At 48.2% G+C, this 11,274-nt stretch carries 16 protein-coding genes; 11 read left to right on the forward strand and 5 right to left on the reverse strand.

Translation table 11 applies throughout. The annotated features are described in order from the left end of the window. Positions 1 to 27: 27 nt before the first annotated feature. The 3 genes from OVA10_RS23995 to OVA10_RS24005 form a co-directional block, all read right to left on the reverse strand. Complete coding sequence (locus tag OVA10_RS23995) at positions 28 to 378, reverse strand: hypothetical protein (protein ID WP_000743059.1); 351 nt, start codon at positions 376 to 378, stop codon at positions 28 to 30. Positions 379 to 437: 59 nt separating this feature from the next. Continuing rightward, entirely contained in the window at positions 438 to 1,040 is a 603-nt protein-coding gene (locus OVA10_RS24000; RefSeq protein ID WP_249941129.1) for a hypothetical protein, read from the reverse strand. 95 nt (positions 1,041 to 1,135) lie between these two features. Then, positions 1,136 to 2,080, reverse strand: a complete 945-nt coding sequence (locus tag OVA10_RS24005) for a DUF5417 domain-containing protein (protein WP_268197067.1) — start codon at positions 2,078 to 2,080, stop codon at positions 1,136 to 1,138. Positions 2,081 to 2,589: 509 nt separating this feature from the next. Between OVA10_RS24005 and OVA10_RS24010 the strand changes: the two genes are divergently transcribed. The 11 genes from OVA10_RS24010 to OVA10_RS24060 all read left to right on the forward strand — a co-directional run bounded on the left by OVA10_RS24010 (position 2,590) and on the right by OVA10_RS24060 (position 9,067). Then, positions 2,590 to 2,766 (forward strand): hypothetical protein, encoded by a 177-nt coding sequence (locus OVA10_RS24010; protein ID WP_001371930.1) that lies wholly within the window; start codon positions 2,590 to 2,592, stop codon positions 2,764 to 2,766. Positions 2,767 to 3,184: 418 nt separating this feature from the next. Further along, entirely contained in the window at positions 3,185 to 4,369 is a 1,185-nt protein-coding gene (locus tag OVA10_RS24015) for a DNA-binding protein (RefSeq protein ID WP_144839095.1), read from the forward strand. Between the two features lie 65 nt (positions 4,370 to 4,434). Continuing rightward, positions 4,435 to 4,716, forward strand: a complete 282-nt coding sequence (locus OVA10_RS24020; RefSeq protein WP_042896222.1) for a hypothetical protein — start codon at positions 4,435 to 4,437, stop codon at positions 4,714 to 4,716. Between the two features lie 226 nt (positions 4,717 to 4,942). After that, positions 4,943 to 5,179, forward strand: coding sequence for a hypothetical protein (locus tag OVA10_RS24025; RefSeq protein ID WP_250318988.1), 237 nt, complete (start codon positions 4,943 to 4,945; stop codon positions 5,177 to 5,179). Positions 5,180 to 5,298: 119 nt separating this feature from the next. Beyond that, on the forward strand, positions 5,299 to 5,595 hold the full coding sequence (locus OVA10_RS24030; protein ID WP_050862371.1) for a hypothetical protein: 297 nt from the start codon (positions 5,299 to 5,301) through the stop codon (positions 5,593 to 5,595). Positions 5,596 to 5,639: 44 nt separating this feature from the next. After that, the gene (locus OVA10_RS24035) at positions 5,640 to 6,077 is read left to right on the forward strand and encodes a hypothetical protein (protein WP_000286108.1); all 438 of its coding nucleotides are present in this window, start codon (positions 5,640 to 5,642) and stop codon (positions 6,075 to 6,077) included. 67 nt (positions 6,078 to 6,144) lie between these two features. Further along, a complete protein-coding gene (locus OVA10_RS24040) occupies positions 6,145 to 6,681 on the forward strand; it encodes a hypothetical protein (protein ID WP_268197068.1) in 537 nt (178 codons plus the stop codon). Between the two features lie 224 nt (positions 6,682 to 6,905). After that, positions 6,906 to 7,274 (forward strand): hypothetical protein, encoded by a 369-nt coding sequence (locus tag OVA10_RS24045; RefSeq protein ID WP_000537761.1) that lies wholly within the window; start codon positions 6,906 to 6,908, stop codon positions 7,272 to 7,274. Between the two features lie 432 nt (positions 7,275 to 7,706). Beyond that, the gene (locus tag OVA10_RS24050) at positions 7,707 to 8,009 is read left to right on the forward strand and encodes a hypothetical protein (RefSeq protein WP_268197069.1); all 303 of its coding nucleotides are present in this window, start codon (positions 7,707 to 7,709) and stop codon (positions 8,007 to 8,009) included. 354 nt (positions 8,010 to 8,363) lie between these two features. Next, entirely contained in the window at positions 8,364 to 8,648 is a 285-nt protein-coding gene (locus OVA10_RS24055) for a hypothetical protein (RefSeq protein ID WP_042896207.1), read from the forward strand. Positions 8,649 to 8,713: 65 nt separating this feature from the next. After that, positions 8,714 to 9,067, forward strand: coding sequence for a hypothetical protein (locus OVA10_RS24060; RefSeq protein WP_268197070.1), 354 nt, complete (start codon positions 8,714 to 8,716; stop codon positions 9,065 to 9,067). 287 nt (positions 9,068 to 9,354) lie between these two features. On the opposite strand, the gene OVA10_RS24065 is transcribed toward OVA10_RS24060, so the two are convergent. Further along, positions 9,355 to 10,086, reverse strand: a complete 732-nt coding sequence (locus OVA10_RS24065; protein WP_268197071.1) for a nuclease-related domain-containing protein — start codon at positions 10,084 to 10,086, stop codon at positions 9,355 to 9,357. A 1-nt stretch (position 10,087) separates the two neighbouring features. Further along, positions 10,088 to 11,269: a S49 family peptidase gene (locus tag OVA10_RS24070; protein ID WP_268197072.1), complete on the reverse strand. Its 1,182-nt coding sequence runs from the start codon at positions 11,267 to 11,269 to the stop codon at positions 10,088 to 10,090. Positions 11,270 to 11,274 lie beyond the last annotated feature (5 nt).

The raw sequence follows: 11,274 nt of genomic DNA on the forward strand, positions 1-11,274 counted from the left end.
GGTAAAATGACAGGCGATACCTACCTTTTACCCTTTGTCTCCGTTAAGAATGGCATCACGGCAGGCTTCCCAGATAACCTGGGCATTAGCATCACACTCCACGAACCCGCCGCACTGATCGTATATCACCTGGTATACCTCAGGGGGAATCTTCCCAGGCGCAACCGGAGTTGAGCGTTTGCCTTTATGAATCTCATCTGCGGTATCACAGACAGCGTCGAGATGCCGCGACATCCACTCAGATAATTTCAGACCCTCTCGATTTGCCTGTTTTACATAGCGAACCTTTCTGGAAACCGTAGATCGCATCTGAATCTGTGTCACAGCTGGCACATCTTCTTTCATGGCATTCTGTAATGCAGCTTTGGGCTTTTTCATGTTCATGGTTGCTTTAAATTATTCTGGAGTTCGTCTGATATAAATGCTGCCGTGATCTGTCAGCGTCGCTTAAATAGTTTATCGCCTTCCGCCAGTTCGCCGTTGAGCTGTTCAATCACGCTCCAGATGAGCCGATCATCCGGCGTTGAGCCTGCACACTCTTTCACGACCGCCACGGGTCTAAATTCTTCAGTGTCTGCCTGCCCGGAGGTGAAGAGCCTGCTCTCAATCCAGTGGGCCCCCTCTGTGCAGCAGTGGCAACTGGTTTCAGGTGGTTCATCCAGACCGTCCACTCCACAGGCTGAGCAGGTGAACAGTTTGCGAGACCCACCAGCCAGTGGCGTATCGCAAGCTGCTGGAAGTGCGCCAGCATTGCGCCAGTACAGCACATGATTTGAATCGTAGCAGTGTCCATGAAGCAGAAGCGAAACGCCGCAACTGCGAGTTTCAATGGCTTTGCCTGTGCCAAGGTATTGCCCGATCTCGTCCCATACGTCCACTAAGGTGTCAGGCAGCGGACGCGTAACAGGGAACTTAGCGCAGTCGTCCGGGGTGCCTTTAATGCAGCAGAGGGCCGAATACGCAAGCTCCTGCATTTCGTAGGAGTACTGACCACATACCACGCGTTCCAGTTTGTCGATTAGTTGTTCTTTATTCATCATACTCAGCCTTATTAAACAAATTCATTACGCCACTGGCACCATCTGGCCGGAGCAGACTGCGGCCCGGTAGTAGAGCCGCAGGGGGTGTCGCTGGACTAACAGGTGCTCAGTGAGTCCCGCACTTCCTCATGACTGGTCATTTTCAGAAGAAGCTTTCCAGGGCAGCGTGGTTCCGCCTGTGAACGGGTGACGTCTTCGTTGATTGCCTGGATATGAGCAGATTCAACGGTCCGACGCTGTACGACATGGTTGCTCAGGTTGAATTCGCACTGGAGCCTTCTGGCATCAGAATCCGCGTTCATTACAATGCGTTCATCAAAGCGGCGGTTCATTCGCAGAGCCTCTTCGTGAGCTGCATCAACAAGGGTGCGTCTGGTGACATAGTCGTTACCAGCAAAGAACGATAGCTGAGCGTGTTCCGAAGAGTAGTCGAAGCTTCCCTTACAACGGACAATCGCGGCTTCAGAGTGCAGGATTAATGAGCTCAACCGTGAACAGACGTCATTGATGGTGCCGGTTTTCAGACAGTCGTGGATAAGTGTCCAGCCGGAAATGCTCAGCGGGCGGCTGGTGGTCACATAGGGATTGTAATGATCAACCGTTACGATAGTACGCATTGAATGAAGCGATTCGGACTGCGTACGTAAGTCACGGCGAACAGTACATGCCACCGAGGCAACATCTTTACATTCTTTGTCGGACATCGAGTCCAGTACGCGGATCTCCACCTCTGCCGCCTTTGAGGCGATATGCGCACTAATCTCACCCTTAAGACGTTTGTAGTCAGCCTTGAAGCTTCCCACGCTGTCAATATCGATCCAGTAACCACAGCTGTAACCAGCATTACCAAACTCGTCATCTTTCTCATAGTTCGGACAGCCGTCATTGCTCCAGCCAGCTTTTTCCAGCAACTCGTCAATAGCGACCAGCTCAGCCATTGGTGCATGTTCGATAATGAAATAATGGACTCGGCCCCAGGCATATGCGCGTGAACGGCCATCTACAGAAGTATCAGAAGTCGTCTGACGGGAAAGTTTCATGAGGTACTCCAGTTCTGCCCGGTACCGCCGGGGCGGTGGTGCGAAAGCCGCACCATGAATGACACTATGATCCTCCTGGCTTCTATTGTCAATACAATTGAAGTGGCGTTGTATTTATTCATTATTTGGACCCGGCTCGTACGGAACGACCGTCGGGACTTACCGATCTTTCTGCGGTGAGCAGGGGAAGGGAACATCCCAACGCTTGTTTCCAGATGTACAGCCTGGGAGGGCGCAGAATGCCAGACAGAATCATCGTGCAGCGGTAGCGAAAGACCCGACAAACGGGAAAAGCATCCTTTTATTCCAAAGCCAACCTCAGCTTTTAATGTTGCCAGTACGTTTCCTAAACATGCCAAATCGGTCTCTTATACGGCCGGATGGGCCCGATGAAAACGATAAAATGAGAAACAGAACCCGACACATCGCTGCTCTCTGGGAAAGCCGGTCAGCAGATGGAGCGCCAGGAACTAAATCCGCTGGTTTTAATAATGATTGAGGAGAACAAGATGAAAGATAACAAGACACGTCCTGTAGACTCGTATGCTCATGCTGATTTCATGGAGTCCGTCTTCAGCAACCTCAGGGCTTTCTGTGATGCGGAATGCCAGCGGCTAACTGCCGGTTATCCCCCAACTGTCAAACCAGAACAGCAAAGCACTGACGGCCAGCTGTCGGCGGCATAAAGCATTACCTGCCAGTTCGTTCAAATTTCCGCTTCCTTAAGCCCGGGCCAAAAAAGCCCGGCTCAATCCAAGAACTGAACGAACCAGTTTACCTCTATATCTCCTCAATCCCCTGCGACTTACAAGAGACCCGCACCGGTTTAGCCATTCCTGTCCTGCCACTCTCTCATCACTGGCCCAGACAACCGGAAAAGTAACTTTTCTCTCTGACTCACCTTCTGAACCAGTTATTTTGCTTAAACGTAAAAACGGCCCACTGTTGTGAAGATTTAAAACGGACGGATCGAGTAGTATTGCCTCAGGAATTTTTTTTAAGAAAAGTTACTTTTTCTTCTGTGCAACCTATTAGAAAAAATGTCGAACCTGGTATTGTTGTGTTGTAGCGCAGTTAAACAACCAACCAAAAGAGAGAACAAAAATGTCCGCAATCGAAACTGAAGTAAAAAACAACAGCAACGAAATCAGCCTTCGTGGTTACCTGGAACGCACTGGTAACGGTGCCCGTAAAGGTAACGGCCTTATCATTGACCCTTCGGTTGTTGTAGAGCAGGAAGGCTTTAACACTCGCACGGCCGGTATGGGCGAGCTCTACTATTCAATGCCTCACGTTGTGGAACACCTGAACAGCCTGGCCGATGCCTACATGGAAGACCCGTTCAGCGTGACGCCTATCGTTGTTCAGATGGTTAATGGCGTACCTGTACTGCGTCAGGGGGCTTGCCGTATCCGTTCCATCGCTATTGCAAACCGCCAGCTGGAAGCAGAAGGGCGTGAACGCATTACTCGTATTCGCTGCGAAGAGTTTCGCGGTAGCGCTTCAAAAGCAGAACTCTTCACCCTGACCGGCAACTCCAATCTGGCGCTGTCTGTCGTAGCTGAAGCGCTTTCAATTAAGCGTCTGGTTGAAGATAAAGAAGAGCCTAAGACCTTTGCGGAACTGGCAAAAAAACGCGGTAAATCAGAGCAGCATCTTCGCCAGATGGTTCGCGTACTGGACCTGCCTTCTGAACTACAGACCATGCTTGTGAGCGATCAGGTGAGCATGTACGTTGCGCTGGACGAGTATATGTACAGCGGTGAGGATGCGGTAGACAACATCAACAAGGCGATCTCCATCTATGGTAAAGCGACGAAAAACACGCTGAAATTCGTCAAAGCTGCCAAGGTAGAAGAGCGCATGGCAGATCCGCAGACTCCGGAAAACTCCGGTGATGAGCAACCGGCAGGTAATGCTACCGTTAACACCCCGGTACCGGATCAACTGAATGATGAAAGCAATACAGAGACGCTGGTTACGCCACCGGAACAGGAACCAGCTCCGGCTCCAAAGGACAGCGCTCCTAAACAGAACCCGGCAGGTAAAGCACCATCCATGTCCAGCGTTCTGAACAAAAAGACCGTGACCGTCATTGCCGACACCGCGATCCCGATTTTTGAACGTATTGCTGAAGAAGCCAAGCTTAAAGAAGGTGAATCTGTCAGCACTGATACTTACACGCTTGTTCTGACCAATGATGAAATGAACGATATCATCAACGCTCATGCTGACCTGAAAGAGTACCTGCGTAAGCATGCTGAGAAGATGAACAAGGGACAGGCATGATTTTCTGACCGACCCCTCCATCCGGACGGGTCGGTAACTTTTTCAGGGCAAGGGGAAACTGGGTAATGAAGAAGGCTGTTAGCAACGTAGACAAGACTAACCCACTGCCAGTCCTGACGGATTCGGTGACACGGGTAAGTATTCAGTGCACGGCAAAAGATGAAAACGGGGCAGGGATCGAAGTGAACATCCTCGACCTGATTCAGGATCATGATACGGATGAAGTGAAAGTGCAGTTTGGGAGCTCGCCTGTTCAGGCTCTGGCGATGCTCCGCCGGGTTATGACAGCACTGGAAAAGCAGGCAAACGCAGAACTGAATACAAACCACTATTCACGCATGCAGTGATCTACTCTGGCAATTTCATCTATGCTGCCTCTGATCTGAATATCACGGGCGAAGCCTCAGGATGAATAACGCTGATGTTAGCAGCTGGTGGAACAAACAGATTTAAATGGAACATTGCAGTGAGTAAAACAATGCGTAACGTTGTTTCGGGTTATATTCAGCCGCTAAGCGGTCCCCGAACACTATGCTAAGCGTGGTCAGACAAAAGCTCAGCAGTATCGTCGACATGCAGGAGACCGTCAGACAGTCCTCACAAATGCTTGAGCCTGATGCAGCCATATTCCTTAAACGCGCTATAGCTGCGAGGATGCTTCAAAAAATAAAATATCAGGATAGTGAAGTTTTAAAAGACTGCCTTGGCGATTTTTTTATTTATGAACAACGTGAAAAATTGCGCCGACTTGGCGTGATTACTAACTGGGGAGTAAATAAAACAGCAGACGGGAAGAATAATAAGTTGTGATGACTCAGGAAATATTAATCTAAAAAGCGTCTTCAGAAACGGAAAAATGCAAATTATATTGCTTCGGGTTATTAGCCGCTGAGGCTGTTTACATATAATGCTTCTAAACAGGAGGTATTATGAAAAAACAACTGGCGTACGCTTCAAACTGTTCTGACAGTCTATATTCGTATATTTACCGCACTCTGCAAAAACGGGCTGGTGATGAGAATGAAAGCCTTTATCAGCAGGCCATTTCCAGCTGCCGTACAGCTAAACAAAAAAAGAAACTGGCCGGGTATTATGCCGGTCCATGGCAGCTGCTATTCAACGCGTGGTGTAACAATCGCGTCCCTAACACAGCGGTGCTGGCTCTTCTACTCCAGCAGTGCTTATCTCATTTCCAATGCGAAGAAGTGATCGCAGCCTGGCAGTAACCCTATCAAGCCCCTTCGTATAGCGGAGGGGCAGGAGATATCTCATGTACAGAAACGACAGAAACGTGGATTCCTTCAACCTGGTTAATGCTCTTCAGCCGGTCTTTCGTAACACCGGCTGTGGGATGTTTGAATATGATCGTAAAAAGCAGAATGAAACCGCTGATTCAATCTTACGAGCGTTGGCGTTAAATGCCGATTTCGCGAGGGCCTTAAAACAGTACGTCCGGATTAATTCTGTACGACGGGTTGTTCAGTTCGATGACGGCTCGGTTCGCTATGGTATTCATGCCGAATTTGAAGGGCATAATAAAATTAATTCCTTCCGTATTTTTAAAGATGAAGATACAGACGCATTTGACTCCTATTTTTATTCGGTTTGCGATAATAAAGCTGAGCTGGTGGATTTTAAAATGGACTCTCTCGATATTCAATTGCAGGCAGTTTTTGAAAAGGTGACAGGTATTTTTCTGTCACATTAAATATTCAAATTTTCAATCCTCGGGCTGATAGACAAAAAACGCACTTTAGAATATAGATGAGATGAATATGAAAAACGTAAATATTTTGGCTACCGATATTGCGGCCATTAATGCTCTTTCTGGCGTAGAACTGACTGACTTTCTCACTGCCGGGTATCAGGTAAACTGGTCAGGAGAAAGGGAGGTTTCGCTGGTGGGCTTTCCGTGTTTAGCAAGCAACAAGCAGCCGGTAGAAGTTGGTCCCGGCATTTTCATTAATCGCGTGTACAGCAGAGACAGCCAGTCTCTGAGCGGGAAATTGCGCTATGACCTGTCTAATGGTCTGGCAACCAGTGCATTTTCATTTTTCTCCCAGTCAGGCTGGTATGGGGGATTCCGTGTCGTATCTTTCCGTGACAACGGGCCAGCTGCGTTAATCAACATTGGTATTGTCCATGAGAATGTTCTGAATGCGTTTTGTGCTGACTTCCCCCGGGCCAATGTGAGCGTAACCCGTTTTCATTGTGGCATGACGCTTGAGCAGATCCGAATGTTCATTTCAGACACTGCTTACGATATGCCGCTTTATAACAACGAGTCTGACTTTCGCAGGCTCGCCAGTTAGCATGGAGGCTGACTTCAGTGCTTACGCCTAAAAGCCGATGAGCGAGGTGGCGGAACCGGTTGGCTTCGCCCAGTCTTACTTACTTCTCTCAAGGCACTGCGCTGCAAGCGTACGTAAAAAAGTAAGTAGCTAAATGGCGTGAGCGATTAGTTCTATACGGGAAGAAGTCATAGTATTCTGAAATGATAGTTATCTCATACGAACGATAGTAATGGAGTTTCTTAATGGGCGTTGATATCTGCTGGCGATTTCAAAGGGAAGAAAAGCCTGGTAAATGGATTAATTTATCAAGCAATTATAAAGGGGACCGATCATATCTCCACTTTGCCTGGCTCGGATTTGATGTAGATCGTGAAAGGGCGAGCACATCAGCAGTTTTTATCCACGCATTACGCGGATTACCTGATGATATACCGTCCGAAGATGATGATTTATTCGGTGAACATTCATACTCATGGCTGACTTCGGAAGAAATTTTGTCAGCTATACCACCCGATAACGCCGGAGAGGTGATCCAGGAATTTGTCGAAGAAGTAAAGCGTCTCCACGTGGAGAACGGCAGCGTCCGTTTCGTCTTTGGATTTGAAGGGTAACCCGTAAGAAAGTAGCTATCTTACCCGGCTAGGTCTCCAATCTCTCAGATGCTCAAAGAGGGCCGGGCATGGTGCCCACACATCCCCTACCATTCCGATTTGATATTCGTCTAATACACCCTTTAAAGAAAACAAGCAGACGGCAATGAGACGTCGGATTAGCGTCAGCAAATATGAGACGTCAGTAGTCGATGTTTGTCCTGCGGAACGTGAATCTGTTTACAGGGGGTAAAGCCGTACCATCCATGAGGGCTCAGAGAGCCGGGGTCTCCTCCAGATCACTGGAAGTTATTGACTCTGGCAGGCCTATCCCTATGACTTTTTCCCGGATGGCAAATTAAGATCGAACAGGGCCAAATTAGTACTCTTTCCTAAACGGAAATACTGAATCACCCTGATATAACTGGTCTCTCACCAGACAGGAGATCATCAATGGAACGTGTAATATTTTCAGTAATCTTTTTTATGATGCTGGGCGTCCCTTTTTACCTTCTTTATAAAATTGCCCGGGACATTTTTGGGACCGCCGGTGCTGGTGAGCCTGCACAATTGCCTCAGGGCAAGCAAAGACGCTCAGGAGGCGCTGGTTCGGGTTCAATCTGGCAAGGACACCATCTACAGGGGAGCAGCCATTTGAACCCCCTCGGAAGTGATTGTAATGGTGACAACAGCATAGCTGGTGGTTGTGATGGTGGCGGTGGAGGAGGTGACGGAGGTGGTGGTGGTGGTGACTGATAGCCTGCAATTTTACCTATTAAGATGAAACCCATGTCCAGCAACCGGAAAAAGAATTCATTTCAACCGCAAAGCCCTGCCTTAAAGTGAAGCGTATTAAACGTGAAGGATGCTGAATTAGAGGGTATCGGTTTTATACTGAAGCGTAACTGGAAGAAGGATCTGAAATTAACTATTGGGAAAGTAACTTTCTGACTCACCACGTACGCCCCTCGGTTATGCCATGCAGTTTGATACGAAAACAGATCATTAAGTAGATTGCTATACGCCGGAGAGAAGTCTATTTTTCATGCACCGAACCTGTTTGGCCTGCAATGGAAGCAGGTATAATAATCACATACAAAGGAGGGCATTATGAATACATTTTTATACGTGCTTTTGGCCTGGATTGTTGTGCTTTTTATCGCCAACAAACTGCTCGCAAGACGTAAGCCCAAGACGGTTAAAATCCTGGTACAGCGCAACGGGAAAGCCGCAGAGGTTGATGCTGTAGTGGTTCAGGGTTCAAAGAGAGCTAACAACAGTTCTGTTGCGGACAGCGATGCGGTAGATAGTTATTTTGAAATGAATCCTTACTCCCGCGAAAACCAGGCGAATGGTTGGGCTATGCTGGCCAGAGACGATGACCAGCTTAAATAATCAGTTGAGTGTGATGTGTAAAGCAGCTTAAAAGTCTAAATGGACGAACAGGGGAGGTGACAAAGATGACAACCAATACAACAACGACCACCTACCGCTCAGAAGAAATCGTGCCGTTCAGACGGCCCAAAGGGGATCTGGATAGTCGGTATATGCCTCAGGTGTATGGAATGGTGCGGAACTGGGCAAGTAACCCTGCTCAATATGGTGAGGGTGTACTGGCCTCCTACCGCCAACCGGCAGTAAACCTTGCCTACCAGGTAAAAGGAACTCGTGTTGTTTTAATTCTGGTACCAGTAGAGTGCGAGCCACCTGGAGTGATAATGACGGAAACAGTCCTGTGGCCGTCACTATCGCTTGTAGAAGTCTTGCAGACCTTGCAGGAGGCCTGGCAAAATATTCCGGCGTTAAACCCCTGACGACTTCTGTCAATATCACCGGCTAGTGATTTACCTCTCTGCTGGTGGTCAGCCCGCCTAAGTTCAAATTATCTCTTTCTAAAGTAGCCCGGATAAAAATCGGTCCCTCTAAAATAGCCTGCCCTGAGTAGGCTACGTCATACAAAGCGGTTGGCCAGTCACCAGCTGGCTGGTGGCCATAATGCTCCACAGGATAAACCGTATCAGAACTACGCAAAGAAAAAGCCCCAACGATTTAACGATGGGGCCTTTTGCAGACATTTTACAGCCTTACCAATGATAGAGCGCTAAGGCTTCGGCTTAGTGAACAGACTTGCCCACAGATAATGGATAAAGTTGAGCAGAATGTATGTTACTCGTTGCTCGAATTTCATCGGGGCTTTGTACTTTGTCGTTATGTTGTGAATATGAGTAAGGTCCGTATAGAGCCCTGGCGACTTCCTTGTTGACTTCAACACCGAACAGATGTGCTGAACAGACTCCGGTGTGAACAACCGTAGCCCTCGTCGTTGTTTGACTTTATTGATAAAATCGTCCATCCCCATACATAACCATTCCGGCTTGATGCCATCAAACTTACAACGTCCGTTTATGATGACGACATTGATACATTCCAGTTCTCTAGCCTTAAGAGCAGACTGAATAGCCCTGATGTGCCCCTGGTTTTGCTTAAACGGGTTCTGCAACTTGAGGGTTCGGGACTGAGTCCATTTCCGCCAGTGGCTTTCCTCCAGAGTACCGTAGAGCTTGCCTACGTAGTTTTTCTGCTCTATGACGTATATACCATGTGGGGCTACGAGAATGTGATCAACCTGCGTAGTGCTATAAGCCGACAACTGAAAGGTGAGATCACTAAGTAGCCCCTGAGCTTCTTCAGGAAGCCCAGATTCAATTGCCTTTGCAGTCCGCCGTTCCGCTATGGCAGAGGTCATAAAACCCAACAGACACAGCAACACGACGAAAATAAGGATAATGAAAGCTACCCCCGTAATGCTCCACAGCAGGTTGAAAGCATCCATGTTACCTCACTGAGGGGTAGCTGGTGGCATTAACAGATTCTACCAGGCGGGTAGTGGTACCGGTAAGGCTCTCAATATTTGAAGACAGGCTCATCAGCATGCCGAGTGCAGAACGGAGATTACGATGAGGCTCATTGTAGTTTTTGAACGTGTCAGTGGAGTACATTTTTGAAAGACGTGTACGGATCTCTACTGACGTAAGATCTCCATCCACCAGGCCGTACTTAACTGCCTGAGGTGTTGGCCATACACGGCCTGAATAGAGAGAAACAGCATCGGCATCATGACGCGAGAGAAGCTTTTTACCCCGTCCAAGTTCAACATCAGTTATAAATTTTTCATGCATCGTGTTCAGGATCTCATTCTGCATGAACTCCCTCGTTGAATCGGACAATGGGTGGAAGGGGTCAAGAGCATCTTTGAATTCACCGGCCGTAAGGGGCTCATTCTTGACGCCTACTGTGCTCATGATCTCTGACAGATTCCAGTGGTCCATACGCACACCGATAGAACCGATCAGGGCATTACTGTCGGCATAAATTGCATCAGCGGGCGATACCGCGTAATAGCATGCGGATGCGCATATGCCTTTCACACTAACGATGATTGGTTTATATGAGTCTGCGATATCAGAGAAAAAACGACCGGTACCGCTGGAGAGTACTTCGAGGGAGTTTTGCTTCGACCGTGCTTCATCGCCACGTTCTGTGCTCCCGGTTTTGTTATTCTTGTCAGCGGCTACAGATGAAAGAGAGCCACCGGCATCTGATACGCGTTCAATCTGTGGCTGGTGGTTTTTAAGCGCGTTTATCTGGCGGTAAATAATGATGGCGTCAGAGGGACCACCACCACCTGACTCTGCCTCGATAATAACTGCTTTGGCATGGGGATTATTGTAAGCTTTGGCAAGAGCTGTTGCGATCACTGTTCCATCGCCCGTTTCCGAGCCGGTACCCATCTCGCCAGAAATCCGTATTACAGCTATATGGTCTTTCTTCCCTTCAGCGTCCTGCCATTGTTCGTAAAGATTGTAGAAAGAAAACCCTACAGCGGTCATGGCAATTAGCGACATAGCAACTTTTGCCGTGGTATGAATGCGAAACATCTTATAAAAACGGTCAGCGTTATCATTGAGCGATTCTTTGATATTTGTAGGGGACTTCCTTTTTTTACTGCTTAACATCTGAC

It is taken from the genome of Lelliottia sp. SL45, assembly GCF_026672535.1.
Lineage (GTDB): Bacteria > Pseudomonadota > Gammaproteobacteria > Enterobacterales > Enterobacteriaceae > Enterobacter > Enterobacter nimipressuralis.